The organism is Geopseudomonas aromaticivorans (assembly GCF_019097855.1).
Taxonomy (GTDB): Bacteria; Pseudomonadota; Gammaproteobacteria; order Pseudomonadales; family Pseudomonadaceae; genus Geopseudomonas; species Geopseudomonas aromaticivorans.
The window spans coordinates 158,490-175,654 of the sequence record NZ_JAHRGL010000071.1 but is presented as its reverse complement, the minus strand read 5'-3'; the positions used below and the strand labels follow the sequence as shown (position 1 = coordinate 175,654).

Sequence of the window (17,165 nt, the reverse complement as noted above, 5' to 3'; positions counted from 1 at the left end):
CTCTGCTCCGGAACACGGGCGGCGCGCGCCGCCCTGCCGTCCTGTACGGTTAAAGATCGTCGAAGAAGCGCTTCACGCCCTCGAACCAGCCACTGGCCTTGGGCGAGTGCGAGCTGTCGCCCTGCAGGGTGCCGCGGAACTCCTCGAGCAGCTCGCGCTGGCGCTTGCTCAGGTTGACCGGCGTTTCCACCGCCACCCGGCACATCAGGTCGCCGGCACCGCCGCCACGCACCGGCACCACGCCCTTGCCACGCAGGCGGAACAGCTTGCCGGTCTGGGTGCCTTCCGGGATCTTCAGCTTGACCCGACCATCGAGGGTCGGCACTTCCAGCTCGCCGCCCAGCGCCGCGTCGGCGAAGCTGATCGGCACCTCGCAGTACAGGTGCTTGCCGTCGCGCTGGAAGATCGCGTGCTCGCGCACGTTGACCACCACGTACAGGTCGCCGGCCGGACCGCCCTGAGCCCCCGCCTCACCCTCACCGGACAGGCGGATGCGGTCGCCGGTATCGACACCCGCGGGCACCTTGACCGACAGGGTCTTGTGCTCCTCCATGCGCCCCTGGCCATGGCAGCTGCCGCACGGATCGGAAATCATCTTGCCGCTGCCGTGACAGCGCGGGCAGGTCTGCTGCACCGAGAAGAAGCCCTGCTGCATGCGCACCTGGCCGACACCCCCGCAGGTGGTGCAGGTGACCGGTGCGCTGCCCTTCTTCGCCCCACTGCCATCACAGGTCTTGCAGCCGACCAGGGTCGGCACGCGGATGGTCACGGTGGTACCGCGCACCGCCTCCTCGAGATCCAGCTCGAGGGTGTAGCGCAGGTCGCTGCCGCGTTGCGGACCGCCGCGCTGGCCGCCGCGGCTGCCACCGAAGAAGTCGCTGAACACGTCGCCGAAGATATCGGAGAAGTTGGCGCCACCGGCACCGAAGCCGGCACCGCCGCCCATGCTTGGCTCGACCCCGGCATGCCCGTACTGGTCGTAGGCCGCACGCTTGCTGGCGTCGGAGAGCACCTCGTAGGCCTCGTTGGCCTCCTTGAATTTCTCTTCGGCGTCCTTGTCGTCGGGATTGCGGTCCGGGTGGTACTTCATGGCCAGGCGACGGTAGGCCTTCTTCAGCTCCGCCTCGCTGGCGCCGCGCTCGACCCCGAGCACCTCGTAAAAGTCACGTTTTGCCATTGCTCTCATGCACTCCGGATATGTCTGCCCCAGACACGCCAACGCGGGAGCAAGCTCCCGCGCGGCGGTTCAGACCCGCCGCAGTCAGGCTGCGGCAGCTGGGGACGGAAGCAAGCGTGACGCTTACTTGTTGTCCTTGACCTCTTCGAACTCGGCGTCGACCACGTCGTCGCCGGGCGCCTTGTCCTGCTGGGCGCCGCCTTGAGTGGCGTCCTGCGCCTGCTCGGCATACATCTTCTGCGCCAGCGGTGCGGTCACCTGGGACAGGGCGTTGATCTTGGCCTCGATGGCTTCCTTATCGTCGCCCTTGACCGCGGCTTCCAGCTCGCCCAGCGCGGTTTCGATGGCGGCCTTCTCCTCGGCCGTGGCCTTGTCGCCGGCCTCGGTGACCATCTTGCGGGTGCCGTGCACCAACTGGTCGCCCTGGTTGCGCGCCGCCACCAGCTCCTCGAACTTGCGGTCTTCCTCGGCATTGGCCTCGGCGTCGCGGACCATCTGCTGGATCTCTTCCTCGGACAGGCCGGAGTTGGCCTTGATCACGATGGACTGCTGCTTGCCGGTGGCCTTGTCCTTGGCGGACACATGCAGGATGCCGTTGGCGTCGATGTCGAAGGTGACCTCGATCTGCGGCACGCCACGCGGCGCCGGCGGGATGTCGGCGAGGTCGAAGCGGCCCAGCGACTTGTTCTGCCCGGCCTGCTTGCGCTCGCCCTGCAGCACGTGGATGGTCACCGCGTTCTGGTTGTCGTCGGCGGTGGAGAACACCTGCGACTTCTTGGTCGGGATGGTGGTGTTCTTCTCGATCAGCGCGGTCATCACGCCACCGAGGGTCTCGATACCCAGGGTCAGCGGCGACACGTCGAGCAGCAGCACGTCCTTGACGTCGCCAGCCAGCACGGCGCCCTGGATGGCGGCGCCCATGGCCACGGCTTCGTCCGGGTTGACGTCCTTGCGTGCTTCCTTGCCGAAGAACTCGGTGACCTTCTGCTGCACCAGCGGCATGCGGGTCTGGCCGCCGACCAGGATCACGTCGTCAATCTTGCTGGCATCGATGCCGGCATCCTTCAGCGCCACACGGCACGGCTCGATGGTGCGCGCGACCAGATCCTCGACCAGCGCTTCCAGCTTGGCGCGGGAAATCTTCACGTTGAGGTGCTTCGGACCGGTCGCATCGGCGGTGATATACGGCAGGTTGACGTCGGTCTGCTGGCTGGAGGACAGCTCGATCTTGGCCTTCTCGGCCGCTTCTTTCAGGCGCTGCATGGCCAGGGGGTCGCCCTTGATGTCCATGCCGGTTTCTTTCTTGAACTCGTCGACGAGGTAGTCGATCAGACGGATGTCGAAGTCCTCGCCGCCGAGGAAGGTGTCGCCGTTGGTGGCCAGCACTTCGAACTGGTGCTCGCCGTCGACTTCGGCGATCTCGATCACCGACACGTCGAAGGTACCGCCGCCCAGGTCATAGACGATGATGGTGTGGTCGCCCTTGGCCTTGTCCATGCCGTAGGCCAGCGCCGCGGCGGTCGGCTCGTTGATGATGCGCTTGACGTCCAGACCGGCGATGCGGCCGGCGTCCTTGGTGGCCTGGCGCTGGCTGTCGTTGAAGTAGGCCGGCACGGTGATCACCGCTTCGGTGACCGGCTCGCCGAGGTAGTCTTCGGCGGTCTTCTTCATCTTCTTCAGCACTTCGGCGCTGATCTGCGGCGGCGCCATCTTCTGGCCCTTCACTTCCACCCAGGCGTCACCGTTGTCGGCCTTGGCGATCTTGTAGGGCACCAGCTTGATGTCCTTCTGCACCACATCTTCTTCGAAGCGACGACCGATCAGGCGCTTCACCGCGTACAGGGTGTTGTGCGGGTTGGTCACCGCCTGGCGCTTGGCGCTCTGGCCGACCAGGATCTCGCCGTCGTTGGTGTAGGCGATGATCGACGGGGTGGTACGACCGCCTTCGGCGTTCTCGATGACCTTGGCCACGCCGTTTTCCAGCACGGACACGCAGGAGTTGGTGGTGCCCAGGTCGATACCGATGATTTTGCCCATATTACTCTCCCGAAACTTGGACTCGGGGCGACGCCTGTGGCGGTCGCCCGGATGACTGGATGCTTGGCACTACAAATGGGGGTGCCCCGACGACTTTCAAGGGCATTCCCGGCAATTCAGTTCACTCGGCCTTGCTCACCACCACCATGGCGGGGCGCAGCAGGCGACCGTTGAGCAGGTAGCCCTTCTGGAACACCTTGAGCACGCTGCCCGGCTCGACGGTGTCGCTCGGCTGCATGGCCATGGCCTGGTGCTGCTCGGGGTTGAACGGCTCGCCGTGCGGATCGAGCGCCTCGACCTGGTAGCGCTTGAGGGTGTCGTGGAACGCCTTGAGGGTCAGCTCCATGCCTTCGCGCATCGGACGGATGGCCTCGTCGGCCGGATCGGACAACTCGAGGCCGCGCTCCAGGCTGTCGACCACCATCAGCAGGTCGGCGGCGAACTTCTCCAGAGCGAACTTGTGCGCCTTTTCCACATCCTGCTCGGCACGCCGACGCACGTTGTGCAGCTCGGCCGCCGCGCGCAGGGCCTGATCCTGGGCGGCCGCCAGCTGCTCCTCGAGCGCCTGCACGCGCTGCGCCAGATCGTCGCCGGCGCTCTCAGCCTCGCCCGGCACTTCGGCTTCGGGGTTCTGCGGATCAAGCTTGTGTTCGTCAGCCATGGGGTCTCCTTGAAAGCAACGGTCGGGCACTTTGGCCCTTGATTCAGCCGCCTATATGGGGGGCCGCGGCGCCGGCTTCAAGGGGGATTGGCAGAACGAAAAAATGTACTGTATAAATAACCAGACAACTTCCTCGGGAGCCCGCCATGCTGGTCCATCTGTCGATCCGAAACTACGCCATCGTCGAGCAGCTCGATCTGGAGCTGCGCGCCGGCATGAGCGTCATCACCGGCGAAACCGGCGCCGGCAAGTCGATCATGCTCGACGCCCTCGGCCTCGCCCTGGGCGACCGCACCGACAGCGGCGTGGTCCGCCCGGGCGCGGACAAGGCCGACATCCTCGCCAGCTTCGACCTCGGCAGCATCGCCGAAGCACAGCAGTGGCTGGCCGAGCGCGACCTGGACAGCGACGGGCCATGCATCCTGCGCCGGGTGATCACCGCCGAGGGCCGCTCGCGCGCCTACATCAACGGCACCCCCTGCCCGCTGGGCGACCTCAAGCACCTAGGCGAGCTGCTGATCGACATCCACAGCCAGCACGAGCACCAGTCGCTGCTCAAGCCCGACACCCATCGCCGCCTGCTCGACGCCTACGCCGGCGGCGGCGAACTGGCACGCCAGGTGCAGCTGGCCGCCCAGCGCTGGCGCCAGACCCGCAGCGAACTGGAACACCTCAGCCGCAGCAGCGAGGAACAGCACGCCCGCCAGCAGCTGCTCAGCTACCAGCTGGAAGAGCTGGACAACCTCGCCCTCGGCGCCAGCGAACTGGAGCAACTGGAACAGGAGCACAAGACTCTGGGCAACGCCGAGAGCCTGCTCGGCGCCTGCCGCCAGGTGCTCGAGCTGTGCAGCGAGAGCGACAGCGGCAACGTGCTCGGTGCCCTGAGCAGCAGCCTGCAGCGCCTTGGCGGCGGCCCCGGCCAGCCCGCCGCCCTGGAAGAAGCGGTGAACCTGCTGACCAGCGCGCAGATCCAGGTAGAGGAAGCGGTCAGCAGCCTCAACCGCTTCCTCGACCATTTCGAGGCCGACCCGCAGCGCCTGCAGCAGATCGAGGAACGCCTGGACAGCATCTACAGCCTGGCGCGCAAGCACCGCATCCTGCCCACCGAGCTGCACGCCCTGCAGGAACAGTTGCGCAGCGAACTGCAGGCCCTGCATGCCGACGACGCCGCCGTCGAGCGCCTCGGCGCGGAACTGGAAGCCTACGCCCGCCATTACCGCGACAAGGCCGGCGAACTGAGCAACCTGCGCCGCGAAGCCGCCGGCCGCCTCGCCGGCGCAGTGGAAACGGAAATGCAGCGCCTGGGCATGCCCGGCGGGCGTTTCGCCATCGCCCTGCAGCCAACCGACAGTGCCGAGCTGCAGCCGCAGGGCCAGGAGCAGGTGGAATTCCAGGTCAGCGCCAACCCTGGCCAGCCGCTCAAGGGCCTGGCCAAGGTCGCCTCCGGCGGCGAACTGTCGCGCATCAGCCTGGCGATCCAGGTGATCACCGCGCAGACCTCGCGCGTGCCGACCCTGGTCTTCGACGAAGTGGACGTCGGCATCGGCGGCCCCACCGCCGAAGTGGTCGGCCAGCTGCTGCGTCGCCTCGGCGAGCGCGGCCAGGTGATCACCGTCACCCACCTGCCGCAGGTCGCCGCCCAAGGCCACCAGCACCTGTTCGTGCACAAGGAGCGCGGCAGCAGCGAGACCCGCACGGCGGTGGCCCAGCTCGGCCAGCACCAGCGCATCGAGGAGGTCGCGCGCATGCTCGGCGGCCTCGACCTCACCCGCGAGTCACTAGCCCACGCGCGCAAGATGGTGCAGGGCGCGCAGCGGGCGGCGGCCGCCTGAGTCGAGCATTCCCCACAAACGCCAACGGCGACCCGCAGGTCGCCGTTGGCTTGTCTCCGCCAGCCTTACTTGCGCCTGCTGACGTACAGCACCATCTTGTGATCGACCAGATCGAAGCCGTGCTGGGCGGCAATCTCGCGCTGCAGCTTCTCGATGTCCGCATCGATGAACTCGACGACCTCACCGGTATCGACGTTGATCATGTGATCGTGGTGCGCACCGTCGGACAGCTCGAAGACCGCATGGCCGCCATCGAAGTTGTGCCGCTCCACCAGACCGGCCGCCTCGAACTGGGTCAGCACCCGGTACACGGTGGCCAGGCCGACATCCTCGCCCGCCTCCATCAGCGCCTTGTAGACATCCTCGGCGCTCATGTGCCGCTGTCCGGCGGAGTCCAGCATCTGCAGGATCTTGACCCGTGGCAGGGTGACCTTCAGCCCCACCTTGCGCAACTCGTTGTTCTCTACCATGTTCAGCTTTCTCGCGGAGGAATGCTTCGCAGCCTCCCTCAATGCAGGTATGATCCCGGTTCTGTTGCCCGCCAAGATAGTGGAAGAGATCCACCGATGCAAAAAGCCAAGCTCATGCTGACCGGCCTCACCTTCCTGGGACTCGCCGCACTCGCCGGCTGTTCACTGCCGGGGGTCTACAAGATCGATATCCAGCAGGGCAACGTGATTACTCAGGATATGATAGACCAGTTGCGCCCCGGAATGACCCGGCGCCAGGTACGGTTTATCATGGGCAACCCGCTGATCACCGACACCTTCCACGCCAATCGCTGGGACTACCTGTACAGCCTCCAGCCGGGCGGCGGTGAGCGCCAGCAGGAGCGCATCAGCCTGCTGTTCAACAGCAACGACCAACTGAGCGGTCTGGCGGGCGACTTCATGCCGGGCGTGAGCCGCGACGAGGCCATCCGCGGCGACAGCGGCAGCACCGCCGTCACCCAAGCACCGGCCACCGAGCCAGGTGCCAGCGGCGAAGCAGTTCCAGCCCAGGCCGAACCGGAAGCCGCCCCCGCTCCGGGCTCGCTGCTCGAGCAACTGCAGCGCGAAGTCGACGAGGCCCAGCCAGTCCCGGTACCAACGCCGGAACCGCTGGAAGTCGAACCGACTCCGGAAGCCGAACCGGCCGAATAAGCGCCAGCACAGCAAAAAGCCCGAGCATCGACTCGGGCTTTTTCGTTGCCGCGGGAAAACCCGCGACTCACTCGTCGGCGCTGTCCGCCTTGACCTTGGCGACCTTGGCCGCACGTTGCTTGCGCGCCTCCTTGGGATCGGCAATCAGCGGCCGGTAGATCTCCACGCGCTCGCCCTCCTCCAGCACCCGCTCATCGGGCTTGGCCACCGCCTTGCCGAAGATCCCCATCGGCGCCGCCGCCAGATCCAGCCCCGGGAACAGTCCGGCGATGCCCGAGCGCACGGCGGCCTCGCGCATGGTCGTGCCGTAGGGCACGCTGAGGCGTAGCAGTTGCTGCTTGTCGGCGAGGGCGTAGACCACCTCGACGGCGATGGTGTCCGGCTTATCCATATAGCTGCTTGGCTCTCTGGCAGAAGGCATCGACCATGGTGGTGGCGGCCTGATTGAACAGCGGCCCGAGGGTCGCCTTGACCAGCGCCCCGGAGTACTCGAAGGCCAGGTCGAGGGTAATCTTGCAGGCCGCCTCGTTCAGCGCCTGGAAGCTCCACACGCCGTGCAGGGCGCGGAACGGCCCCTGCTCCAGGGTCATCTCGATCGACTCGCCCGGCACTAGGATATTGCAGGTGGTGAACTGCTGGCTGATCCCCGCCTTGCCCACCTTGAGCGTTGCCCGCATCCGCGCGGGGCTGCTCTCCAGCACCTCCGCCGCCGAACACCAGGGCAGGAATTGCGGATAGCTGGCCACATCGTTGACCAGGTCATACAGCGCCTGCGCCGGATAGGGCAGCAGGGCCGAGCGTTGGATGCGCGTGCTCATGCGGGGACTCGCCAGAAAATATCCACACATTGTCCGGAATTCGCCGCAGCGGCTCAAGCACACCGACACGCATGGCGCGGCGCCAGGCAAGTCCCTATAATGCGCAGCCTATGGCTAATCAGAAAAAACACCCCGCCGGCACCATCGCGCTGAACAAGAAGGCGCTGCACGACTACTACATCGAGCAGCGCTTCGAGGCCGGCATCGCCCTGGCCGGATGGGAAATCAAGAGTCTGCGCGCCGGCAAGGGCCAGCTCACCGACAGCTACGTGCTGCTCAAGGACGGCGAGGCCTGGTTGCTCGGCAGCCACATCACCCCGCTGAACGCGGCCAGCACCCACGTCATCGCCGACCCGACGCGCACGCGCAAGCTGCTGCTGCACGGCAAGGAACTGGACAAGCTGCAAAGCGCCGTCCAGCAGAAGGGCTTCGCCTGCGTGGCCCTGGCGCTGTACTGGAAGAAGCACCTGGTCAAGTGCGAGATCGCCCTGGGCAAGGGCAAGAAGGAATACGACAAGCGCGCCGTAGAGAAGGAGCGCGACTCCAACCGCGAGATCCAGCGCGCGGTGCGCAGCAAGGGCAAGGACGAGTAACTCGCCAGCCCGATGACGCCGGCACTCGCTGCCGGCGCGCCCCTCGACTCAGCCCTCCTGCACGCTCTGCCGCCGCCGCGCCCGCGCCTCGCGCCGCCCCTCCTGCTGCACCTCGGCCAGCACTTCCTGCACGTAATCGATGTGCCGGCTGGAAATCGCCCGCGCGTCCTCGGCGCGCCCCTCGACGATCGCCTCGAACAGCTCGCGATGCTGCTGCATCAGCATGTCGCGGGTTTCGCCGCGCTGCGCGTACATGCCGCCGATATTGGTCACCACGTTGCGCTTGAGCAGGTCGAACAACCCCTTGATGGTGTGCAGCAGCACCGCGTTGTGGCTGGCCTCGGCGATCGCCAGGTGGAAGCTGGCATCGGCCAACCCCTCCTCCGCGCCGCCACCCGGCACCGAGGCGACATAGCACTGCTGCAGACGCTCGAAAGCCCCGCGCAGGCGCAAGTGATCCACCGGCGTCGCCCGCTGCGCCGCGTAGAAGGCACAGGCGCCTTCCAGGGTATGGCGAAACTCCAGCAGGTCGCGCTGCGCCTCCACGCTGCTTTCCAGCAACTGCAGCAGCGGGTCGCTGAACGCCGAGCCCAACCCCTCGGCCACGTAGGTGCCGCCGCCCTGACGACTGCTCAGCAGGCCGCGCGCCGCCAACTTCTGGATCGCCTCGCGCAGTGACGGCCGCGACACGCCGAACTGCTCGGCCAGCACGCGCTCCGCTGGCAGGCGCTCGCCCGCCTTCAGCGAGCCCTCGAGGATCATCGCCTCCAGACGCTCGACGATGTCATCCGACAGACGGCGCTGCCGTACCGGCCCGAATCCCATTGCTCTTCTCTCCACTGGTTTGACCAACCGAAAACCCGTCTGCCACGGACTCGCCCAGCCCGATCATCCAGCCTAACGAGCCGCCCCGAGACCAGCAAGGGCAAGGCTGCGCCACCGGCTTACGACGAAAGTCGCAACGGGACAAATTGACACGCCGGCTGATCGAAATTTAATCTCTCTTCGTCGACGTGTAAATTGGTATTACCAATTGTCGCCAACAACTGCAACCACTGCAGCGAACCGCTAGCCGCGCCCGCCCGGCGCGCAACGCAACCGCTTCGGACCGGACAGTCGATTGCACCCAACAACAATCAGGGGGAAACCCACATGCAAGCCTGGCAACAGCTCTACACCCCGCTTGGCAGCCTCGGCCTGTCGGCGCTGGCCGCACTGATCCCGATCGTATTCTTCTTCCTCGCCCTGGCGGTGTTCCGCCTGAAAGGCCACGTTGCCGGCAGCATCACCCTCGCCCTGTCCATCCTGGTCGCCATCTTCGCCTACGGCATGCCGGCCGACATGGCCCTGGCCGCCGCCGGCTACGGCTTCATCTACGGCCTGTGGCCGATCGCCTGGATCATCGTCGCCGCGGTATTCCTCTACAAGCTCACGGTCAAGAGCGGCCAGTTCGAGGTGATCCGCAGCTCGGTGCTGTCGGTCACCGACGACCAGCGCCTGCAGGTGCTGCTGATCGGCTTCTCGTTCGGCGCCTTCCTCGAGGGCGCCGCCGGCTTCGGCGCGCCGGTGGCGATCACCGCCGCCCTGCTGGTCGGCCTCGGCCTCAACCCGCTGTACGCCGCCGGCCTGTGCCTGATCGCCAACACCGCACCGGTGGCCTTCGGCGCCCTGGGCATCCCGATCACCGTGGCCGGCCAGGTCACCGGCATCGACGCGTTCAAGATCGGCGCCATGACCGGTCGCCAGCTGCCGCTGCTGTCGATCATCGTGCCGCTCTGGCTGGTGGCGATGATGGACGGCTGGCGCGGCGTCAAGGAAACCTGGCCAGCCGCCCTGGTTGCCGGCGCCAGCTTCGCCGTGACCCAGTACTTCACCTCCAACTTCATGGGCCCGGAACTGCCGGACATCACCTCGGCGCTGGTCAGCCTGGTATCGCTGACCCTGTTCCTCAAGGTCTGGCACCCCAAGCGTGCGGGAAGCCGCGACGTGGTGGGCGTCACCGCCGGCGGCGCCGCGGTGATGGGCGGCTTCGGCGGCCCGCGCAGCACCACGCCGTCGCCGTACAGCGCCGGTCAGATCGTCAAGGCCTGGTCGCCGTTCCTGATCCTCACCGCACTGGTCACCGTGTGGACCCTGAAGCCGTTCAAGGCGATGTTCGCCGCCGACGGCGCCCTGCATGACTGGGTGTTCTACTTCGCCATCCCGCACCTCGATCAGCTGGTGATGAAGACCGCACCGATCGTCACCAAGGACACCGCCATCGCCGCCGTGTTCAAGCTCGACCCGGTGTCCGCTACCGGCACCGCGATCTTCCTGTCCGCGCTGCTGTCGATGATCGTGCTGAAGGTCAATTTCAAAGATGGTCTGACCAGTTTCAAGGATACCCTGGTCGAACTGCGCTGGCCGATCCTGTCCATCGGCATGGTGCTGGCCTTCGCCTTCGTCACCAACTTCTCCGGCATGTCCAGCACCCTGGCCCTGGTCCTGGCCGGCACCGGCGTGCTGTTCCCGTTCTTCTCGCCGCTGCTCGGCTGGCTGGGCGTGTTCCTGACCGGCTCGGACACCTCGTCCAATGCCCTGTTCGGCTCGCTGCAGGCCACCACCGCGCACCAGATCGGCGTCAACGACACTCTGCTGGTGGCGGCCAACACCAGCGGCGGCGTGACCGGCAAGATGATCTCGCCGCAATCCATCGCCGTGGCCTGCGCCGCCACCGGGCTGGTGGGCAAGGAGTCGGACCTGTTCCGCTTCACCCTCAAGCACAGCCTGATCTTCGCCGCCTTCGTCGGCCTGATCACCCTGGCCCAGGCCTACGTGTTCACCGGCATGCTGGTGCACTAAACCTGTTAGCTGAAGCACGCAGCGCCGGGGCCTCCCCGGCGCCTGCCATTCGATAACCGGGCCCACCCGGAGGCATGCCTGATGAACGAGCTGTTCCACAACGCCGCGCCCAACGCCACCCGCGTGGCGCCGCCGCTGCCGAAGCCGCGCCAGTACCCACAACAGAAGCCGGCCAATGCCTACCTGTTCGGCACCTGCGTGCTCGACCTGTTCTTCCCCGAGGCGGGGATGGACGCCATCCGCCTGCTCGAGCGCGAAGGCATCCGCGTGCACTTCCCGCAGGGACAGAGCTGCTGCGGCCAGCCGGCCTACACCTCCGGCTACACCGACGAGGCCCGCGCCGTGGCGCGCGCCCAGCTGGCGCTGTTCGAGCAGGACTGGCCGCTGGTGGTGCCGTCCGGCTCCTGCGCCGGGATGATCCGCGAGCATTACGGCGAGCTGTTCAAGGACGAGCCGGCCACCCTGGACCGCGCCCTGGCCCTGGCCGAGCGCACCTTCGAGCTGGCCGAATTCCTCCTGCATGTCTGCAAGGTGCAGTTCGAGGACCAGGGTGCCCCGACCCAGGTCGCCCTGCACACTTCCTGCTCGGCCCGTCGCGAGATGAATACCCACCTGCACGGCCGCGCCCTGCTCGCCCAGCTCGGCAACGTCGCGCGCGTCGACCACGACCACGAGAGCGAGTGCTGCGGCTTCGGCGGCACCTTCAGCGTGCGCATGCCGGACATCTCCGGCGCCATGGTCGCCGACAAGACCCGCGCCCTGCGCGAATCCGGCGCCGCCCAGGTGGTCAGTGCCGACTGCGGTTGCCTGCTCAACATCAACGGCGCCCTCGAGAAGCAGAACGCCGCACTGCGCGGCCAGCACCTGGCCAGCTTCCTCTGGCAACGCAGCGGAGGTGGCCGATGAGCCAGCGCATCCCCGCGGTGGAAATCTCCAGCCGCGAACTCAAGCACAACGCCCATGACGCGCTGCAGGACCGCCAGCTGCGCGGCAACATGCGCAAGGCCATGGACTCGCTGATCGCCAAGCGCCTGGCGTCGATGCCCGACGACTACGAGCGCGAGCACCTGCGCGAGATGGGCAACCACGTGCGCGCCCGCGCGCTGTCCAAGCTGCCCGAGCTGCTCGAACGCCTGGAAGCCAACCTGACCCGCAACGGCGTCAAGGTGCACTGGGCGGAGACGGTCGGTGAGGCCAACGCCATCGTCCTGCAGATCGCCGAGGCCCACCAGGCCAGGCAGGTGATCAAGGGCAAGTCGATGGTCAGTGAGGAAATGGAGATGAACCATTTCCTCGAGGCGCGCGGCATCGAGGCGCTGGAGTCGGACATGGGCGAGTACATCATCCAGCTCGACCACGAGAAGCCCACCCACATCATCATGCCGGCGATCCACAAGAACGCCCGCCAGGTCGCCTCGCTGTTCCATGACAAGCTCGGTGAAGCTTACACCGAGGACGTCGACCAGCTGATCCAGACCGGCCGGCGCATCCTGCGCCAGAAGTTCTTCGAGGCCGACATCGGCGTTTCCGGAGTCAACTTCGCGGTGGCCGAGACCGGCACCCTGCTGCTGGTGGAGAACGAGGGCAACGGCCGCATGTCGACCACGGTGCCGCCGGTGCATATTGCCGTCACCGGGATAGAAAAAGTCGTCGAGAACCTGCGCGACGTGGTGCCGCTGCTGTCGCTCTTGACCCGCTCGGCGCTCGGCCAGGGCATCACCACCTACGTCAACATGATCTCCGGGCCGCGCCAGGCCGACGAGCTGGACGGCCCGCAGGAAGTGCACCTGGTGCTGCTCGACAACGGTCGCAGCCAGGCGTTCGCCGACGGCGAACTGCGCCAGACCCTGAACTGCATCCGCTGCGGCGCCTGCATGAACCACTGCCCGGTGTACACCCGCATCGGCGGCCAGGCCTACGGCACCGTGTATCCGGGGCCGATCGGCAAGATCATCTCGCCGCATCTGATGGGCCTGGAGAACACCCCGGACCACCCGTCCGCCTCCTCGCTGTGCGGCGCCTGCGGCGAGGTCTGCCCGGTGAAGATCCCGATCCCCGCGCTGCTGCGTCGCCTGCGCGAGGAGAACGTGAAAAGCCCGGACGCCCCTCACCCGGTGATGCGCGGCCAGGGCAGCAAGTACTCGGCCGGCGAGCGCCTGCTGTGGCAGGGCTGGCGGCTGCTCAACACCAGCCCGCTGGCGTACCGCGCCTTCGGCCTGCTGGCCACCCGCCTGCGCGGGCTGACGCCAAGCAACATCGGCCCGTGGACGCAGAACCACAGCGCACCGAAACCCGCCGCCCGCTCGCTGCACGAGCTGGCCCGCGAGCACCTGGAGGGCAAGTGATGCCTGCCAAAGCCAATATCCTCGCCAAGCTGCGCAATAGTCTGAAAGGCACCCAACCGGTCGCCGACGACTACGACGTCGCCCTGGTGACCGAGCCGTGGCGCTACCCGGCCGGCGAGCGCATCGCCCGCCTGCGCCAACTGATGGAAGCGGTGCATACCGAAACCCACCTGACCAGCACGGCCGACTGGCCCGCGCTGCTCGAGCAGCTGCTGGCCGCCAAGCAGCTGCCCAGCCTGCTGATCGCCCTCGACACGCCCCACGGTGCCCAACTGGCCGCGCACTTCGCCGGCCGCGAGGGCCTGCCGCAACTGAAGGTCTACAACCGCCCGGTCGAGGCGTGGAAGGCCGAGCTGTTCGACGCCACCCCGGCCAGCCTGACCGGCACCCTCGGCGCCATCGCCGCGACCGGCAGCCTGATCCTCTGGCCGGACCGCCATGAGCCGCGGCTGATGAGCCTGGTGCCGCCGGTGCACTTCGCCCTGCTCAAGGCCAGCCAGATCCGCGACAACTTCCACCAGGTCATGCAGGAGCAGCAGTGGGCCGCCGGCATGCCGACCAACGCCCTGCTGGTCTCCGGGCCGTCGAAGACCGCCGACATCGAGCAGGTGCTGGCCTACGGCGCCCATGGCCCGAAAGACCTGATCGTGCTGATCCTGGAGGACGCATGAGTCTGCCGGCTGCCTTTATCAGTGCCGTCGAACGCCTGATCCCGCGCGAGCGGCGCTTCGACGACCCGCTGTCGACCCTGGCCTTCGGCACCGACGCCAGCTTCTACCGGCTGATTCCCCAGCTGGTGCTGCGCGTCGAATCCGAAGCCGAGGTGGTCGCCCTGCTCAAGCAGGCCCACCAGGACGGCGTGGCGGTGACCTTCCGCGCCGCCGGCACCAGCCTGTCCGGCCAGGCGATCAGCGACTCGGTGCTGATCGTCCTCGGCGACCACTGGAACGGCCGCGACATCCGCGCCAATGGCGCGCAGATCCGCCTGCAGCCCGGCGTCATCGGCGCCAACGCCAACGCCGTGCTGGCGCCGTTCCAGCGCAAGATCGGCCCGGACCCGGCGTCGATCAATGCGGCCAAGATCGGCGGTATCGTCGCCAACAACTCCAGCGGCATGTGCTGCGGTACCGCACAGAACAGCTACAAGACCCTGGCCGGCCTGCGCCTGGTGCTGGCCGACGGCACGGTGGTGGACAGCGAGGATGCGGCCAGCGTCGCCGCCTTCCGCCACAGCCACGCCGAACTGCTCGAGCAATTGGCCCAACTGGGTCGAGAAACCCGCGCCAACACCGCGCTGGCCGACCGGATCCGCCACAAGTACCGACTGAAGAACACCACCGGCTTCTCGCTCAACGCGCTGGTCGACTTCGACGAGCCGCTGGAGATCCTCAACCATCTGATGGTCGGCTCAGAAGGGACATTGGGCTTCATCAGCGCGGTGACCTACCACACCGTGCCCGACTACCCGCACAAGGCCAGCGCGCTGATTGTGTTCCCCGACGTGGAGAACTGCTGCCGCGCGGTGCCGCTGCTCAAGCAGCAGCCGGTGTCCGCGGTGGAACTGCTCGACCGCCGCAGCCTGCGCTCGGTGCAGGACATGCAGGGCATGCCGGCCTGGGTGAAGGAGCTTTCCGCCAGCGCCTGCGCCCTGCTGATCGAGTCGCGCGCCGCCAGTCAGAGCCTGCTGCACGAGCAGATCGGCCAGATCATGGCGTCCATCGCCGAGTTCCCGGTGGAGAAGCAGGTCGACTTCAGCGAGGACCCGGCGGTGTACAACCAGCTGTGGAAGATCCGCAAGGACACCTTCCCGGCGGTCGGCGCGGTGCGCCAGACCGGCACCACGGTGATCATCGAGGACGTCACCTTCCCGGTCGAGCGCCTGGCCGAGGGCGTCAACCGCCTGCTCGAACTGCTCGACAAGCACCACTACGACGAGGCGATCCTGTTCGGCCATGCCCTGGAGGGCAACCTGCACTTCGTGTTCACCCAGGGCTTCGACGACCCCGCCCAGGTGGCGCGCTACGAAGCATTCATGGGCGAGGTGGCGCAGCTGGTGGCGGTGGAGTTCGGCGGCGCGCTGAAGGCCGAGCACGGCACCGGGCGCAACATGGCGCCGTTCGTCGAGCTGGAATGGGGCGCGGAGGCCTACCAGCTGATGTGGCGGATCAAGCGCCTGCTCGACCCGCGCGGCATCCTCAACCCCGACGTGGTGCTCTCGGAAGACCCCGAGATCCACCTGAAGAACCTCAAGCCGCTGCCGGCCGCCGACGCGATCGTCGACAAGTGCATCGAGTGCGGCTTCTGCGAGCCGGTGTGCCCGTCCAACGGCCTGACCCTGACGCCGCGCCAGCGCATCGTCATCTGGCGCGACATCCAGGCCAGGAAGCGCGCCGGCATCGACACCACCGAGCTGGAGCAGGCCTACCACTACCACGGCCTGGACACCTGCGCGGCCACCGGTTTGTGCGCCCAGCGCTGCCCGGTGGGCATCAATACCGGCGACCTGGTGCGCAAGCTGCGTGCCCAGGAGGCCGGCCACCCCGGCACCGCCACCTGGCTGGCCCGCCACTTCGCCACCGCCATGCAGGGCACCCGCCTGACCCTGGCCGCCGCCGACGGCGCCCGCAGGCTGCTCGGCGCGCCGCGCCTGGCAGCGCTCAGCACCGGCCTGCGCCGACTGTCCGGCGAGCGCCTGGCGCAGTGGAGCGCGGTCATGCCGCAGCCGGTCAAACTGCAATTGCCGAGCGCGCCCCAACCGAGCGACAAGCCGCGGGTGGTCTACCTGGCGGCCTGCGTGTCGCGCGCCATGGGTCCGGCGTTCGCCGATACGGAACAGATGCCGCTGCTCGACAAGACCCGCGCGCTGCTGGAGAAGGCCGGCTACCAGGTGGTGTTCCCCGACAACCTGGACAACCTGTGCTGCGGCCAGCCGTTCGCCTCCAAGGGCTATCCGCAGCAGGCCGACGCCAAGCGCCAGGAGCTGTTGCTGGCGCTGCTGCAGGCCAGCCGCGGCGGCCTCGACCCGATCTACTGCGACACCAGCCCGTGCACCCTGCGCCTGCTGCAGGACCTCGACGATCCGCGCCTGCAGATCTTCGATCCGGTGCGCTTCATCCGCAGCCACCTGCTCGAGCGCCTGGAGTTCACCCCGCAACAGGCGCCGGTGGCGGTGCACGTCACCTGCAGTACCCAGCACCTCGGCGAGGCGCAGGGCCTGATCGACATCGTGCAGCGCTGCACGCAGACCGTGGTCATCCCGGAAGGCATCCACTGCTGCGGCTTCGCCGGCGACAAGGGCTTCAACGTGCCCGAGCTGAATGCCCATGCCCTGCGCTCGCTGCAGGACGCGGTGCAGCAGTGCGGCGAGGGCATCTCCACCAGCCGCACCTGCGAAATCGGCCTGTCGCAGCATGGCGGCATCGACTATCACGGGCTGGTCTATCTGGTCGACCGGGTGACCCGGGCCAGGGACGCGGCCGCGCAAGCCTGATCCCCGCCGCCAGCGACTCAAGTCGTGCCCCGCCGCCGTGGCGGGGCTTTTTTAGCTTGGGCAAGGCCGGCAATATGCAGTCGCCGGGCAGCGGCACTGACCTGCATCAACGGCGACGAAGATTGTTCCCTCGGATGCAAAAGATTATCCCAACGGACAAATTTACTTGGGGGAGACAGAGGCATACAATTGGCCAAATTTTTACAGGCCGTGACAAACTGCCGCAGCG

General features: G+C 67.2%; 15 protein-coding genes. 8 read left to right on the top strand and 7 right to left on the bottom strand.

Going from position 1 to position 17,165, the window contains the following annotated elements:
* Nucleotides 1–49: 49 nt before the first annotated feature.
* The 3 genes from dnaJ to grpE form a co-directional block, all read right to left on the bottom strand.
* The gene (gene dnaJ / locus KRX52_RS19340) at nucleotides 50–1,177 is read right to left on the bottom strand and encodes a molecular chaperone DnaJ (protein WP_217683357.1); all 1,128 of its coding nucleotides are present in this window, start codon (nucleotides 1,175–1,177) and stop codon (nucleotides 50–52) included.
* Nucleotides 1,178–1,300: 123 nt separating this feature from the next.
* On the bottom strand, nucleotides 1,301–3,214 hold the full coding sequence (gene dnaK, locus KRX52_RS19335; protein ID WP_217683356.1) for a molecular chaperone DnaK: 1,914 nt from the start codon (nucleotides 3,212–3,214) through the stop codon (nucleotides 1,301–1,303).
* 121 nt (nucleotides 3,215–3,335) lie between these two features.
* Nucleotides 3,336–3,875: a nucleotide exchange factor GrpE gene (gene grpE, locus KRX52_RS19330; protein ID WP_217683355.1), complete on the bottom strand. Its 540-nt coding sequence runs from the start codon at nucleotides 3,873–3,875 to the stop codon at nucleotides 3,336–3,338.
* A 146-nt stretch (nucleotides 3,876–4,021) separates the two neighbouring features.
* On the opposite strand from grpE, the gene recN reads away from it, so the two are divergent.
* Nucleotides 4,022–5,707 carry a DNA repair protein RecN gene (gene recN, locus KRX52_RS19325; RefSeq protein ID WP_217683354.1) on the top strand — a complete coding sequence of 562 codons (1,686 nt, stop codon included), beginning with the start codon at nucleotides 4,022–4,024 and terminating at the stop codon, nucleotides 5,705–5,707.
* Nucleotides 5,708–5,772: 65 nt separating this feature from the next.
* Here recN and fur read toward each other — a convergent pair whose 3' ends face one another.
* Nucleotides 5,773–6,177, bottom strand: coding sequence for a ferric iron uptake transcriptional regulator (gene fur, locus KRX52_RS19320; RefSeq protein ID WP_217683353.1), 405 nt, complete (start codon nucleotides 6,175–6,177; stop codon nucleotides 5,773–5,775).
* A gap of 96 nt (nucleotides 6,178–6,273) precedes the next feature.
* On the opposite strand from fur, the gene KRX52_RS19315 reads away from it, so the two are divergent.
* Nucleotides 6,274–6,849, top strand: a complete 576-nt coding sequence (locus KRX52_RS19315; protein ID WP_217683352.1) for an outer membrane protein assembly factor BamE — start codon at nucleotides 6,274–6,276, stop codon at nucleotides 6,847–6,849.
* 67 nt (nucleotides 6,850–6,916) lie between these two features.
* Here the strand turns inward: KRX52_RS19315 and KRX52_RS19310 are convergent, their stop codons facing one another.
* Both KRX52_RS19310 and KRX52_RS19305 read right to left on the bottom strand, forming a co-directional pair.
* Nucleotides 6,917–7,240, bottom strand: coding sequence for an RnfH family protein (locus KRX52_RS19310; protein ID WP_217683351.1), 324 nt, complete (start codon nucleotides 7,238–7,240; stop codon nucleotides 6,917–6,919).
* On the bottom strand, nucleotides 7,233–7,667 hold the full coding sequence (locus KRX52_RS19305) for a type II toxin-antitoxin system RatA family toxin (protein ID WP_217683350.1): 435 nt from the start codon (nucleotides 7,665–7,667) through the stop codon (nucleotides 7,233–7,235). Before KRX52_RS19305 ends, KRX52_RS19310 begins: the two co-directional genes overlap by 8 nt.
* 110 nt (nucleotides 7,668–7,777) lie before the next feature.
* Here KRX52_RS19305 and smpB point away from each other — a divergent pair, with 110 nt between their 5' ends.
* A complete protein-coding gene (gene smpB / locus KRX52_RS19300) occupies nucleotides 7,778–8,260 on the top strand; it encodes an SsrA-binding protein SmpB (protein WP_217683349.1) in 483 nt (160 codons plus the stop codon).
* Nucleotides 8,261–8,308: 48 nt separating this feature from the next.
* Here smpB and KRX52_RS19295 read toward each other — a convergent pair whose 3' ends face one another.
* On the bottom strand, nucleotides 8,309–9,085 hold the full coding sequence (locus KRX52_RS19295) for a GntR family transcriptional regulator (protein ID WP_217683348.1): 777 nt from the start codon (nucleotides 9,083–9,085) through the stop codon (nucleotides 8,309–8,311).
* Between the two features lie 327 nt (nucleotides 9,086–9,412).
* Between KRX52_RS19295 and KRX52_RS19290 the strand changes: the two genes are divergently transcribed.
* The 5 genes from KRX52_RS19290 to KRX52_RS19270 all read left to right on the top strand — a co-directional run bounded on the left by KRX52_RS19290 (nucleotide 9,413) and on the right by KRX52_RS19270 (nucleotide 16,936).
* Nucleotides 9,413–11,101, top strand: a complete 1,689-nt coding sequence (locus tag KRX52_RS19290) for a lactate permease LctP family transporter (protein WP_217683347.1) — start codon at nucleotides 9,413–9,415, stop codon at nucleotides 11,099–11,101.
* Nucleotides 11,102–11,182: 81 nt separating this feature from the next.
* Entirely contained in the window at nucleotides 11,183–12,007 is an 825-nt protein-coding gene (locus KRX52_RS19285; RefSeq protein WP_217683346.1) for a (Fe-S)-binding protein, read from the top strand.
* A complete protein-coding gene (locus tag KRX52_RS19280; protein WP_217683345.1) occupies nucleotides 12,004–13,446 on the top strand; it encodes a LutB/LldF family L-lactate oxidation iron-sulfur protein in 1,443 nt (480 codons plus the stop codon). Before KRX52_RS19285 ends, KRX52_RS19280 begins: the two co-directional genes overlap by 4 nt.
* Nucleotides 13,446–14,117, top strand: a complete 672-nt coding sequence (locus tag KRX52_RS19275; protein WP_217683344.1) for a LutC/YkgG family protein — start codon at nucleotides 13,446–13,448, stop codon at nucleotides 14,115–14,117. The genes KRX52_RS19280 and KRX52_RS19275 overlap by 1 nt, the downstream gene beginning before the upstream one ends.
* A complete protein-coding gene (locus tag KRX52_RS19270) occupies nucleotides 14,114–16,936 on the top strand; it encodes an FAD-binding and (Fe-S)-binding domain-containing protein (protein ID WP_217683343.1) in 2,823 nt (940 codons plus the stop codon). Before KRX52_RS19275 ends, KRX52_RS19270 begins: the two co-directional genes overlap by 4 nt.
* Nucleotides 16,937–17,165: the final 229 nt, after the last annotated feature.

Excerpts from the sequence above, each read along its gene's own strand:
- dnaJ (WP_217683357.1), bottom strand. The coding sequence starts at position 1,177 with ATGGCAAAACGTGACTTTTACGAGGTGCTCGGGGTCGAGCGCGGCGCC.
- dnaK (WP_217683356.1), bottom strand. The coding sequence starts at position 3,214 with ATGGGCAAAATCATCGGTATCGACCTGGGCACCACCAACTCCTGCGTG.
- grpE (WP_217683355.1), bottom strand. The coding sequence starts at position 3,875 with ATGGCTGACGAACACAAGCTTGATCCGCAGAACCCCGAAGCCGAAGTG.
- recN (WP_217683354.1), top strand. The coding sequence starts at position 4,022 with ATGCTGGTCCATCTGTCGATCCGAAACTACGCCATCGTCGAGCAGCTC.
- fur (WP_217683353.1), bottom strand. The coding sequence starts at position 6,177 with ATGGTAGAGAACAACGAGTTGCGCAAGGTGGGGCTGAAGGTCACCCTG.
- KRX52_RS19315 (WP_217683352.1), top strand. The coding sequence starts at position 6,274 with ATGCAAAAAGCCAAGCTCATGCTGACCGGCCTCACCTTCCTGGGACTC.
- KRX52_RS19310 (WP_217683351.1), bottom strand. The coding sequence starts at position 7,240 with ATGGATAAGCCGGACACCATCGCCGTCGAGGTGGTCTACGCCCTCGCC.
- KRX52_RS19305 (WP_217683350.1), bottom strand. The coding sequence starts at position 7,667 with ATGAGCACGCGCATCCAACGCTCGGCCCTGCTGCCCTATCCGGCGCAG.
- smpB (WP_217683349.1), top strand. The coding sequence starts at position 7,778 with ATGGCTAATCAGAAAAAACACCCCGCCGGCACCATCGCGCTGAACAAG.
- KRX52_RS19295 (WP_217683348.1), bottom strand. The coding sequence starts at position 9,085 with ATGGGATTCGGGCCGGTACGGCAGCGCCGTCTGTCGGATGACATCGTC.
- KRX52_RS19290 (WP_217683347.1), top strand. The coding sequence starts at position 9,413 with ATGCAAGCCTGGCAACAGCTCTACACCCCGCTTGGCAGCCTCGGCCTG.
- KRX52_RS19285 (WP_217683346.1), top strand. The coding sequence starts at position 11,183 with ATGAACGAGCTGTTCCACAACGCCGCGCCCAACGCCACCCGCGTGGCG.
- KRX52_RS19280 (WP_217683345.1), top strand. The coding sequence starts at position 12,004 with ATGAGCCAGCGCATCCCCGCGGTGGAAATCTCCAGCCGCGAACTCAAG.
- KRX52_RS19275 (WP_217683344.1), top strand. The coding sequence starts at position 13,446 with ATGCCTGCCAAAGCCAATATCCTCGCCAAGCTGCGCAATAGTCTGAAA.
- KRX52_RS19270 (WP_217683343.1), top strand. The coding sequence starts at position 14,114 with ATGAGTCTGCCGGCTGCCTTTATCAGTGCCGTCGAACGCCTGATCCCG.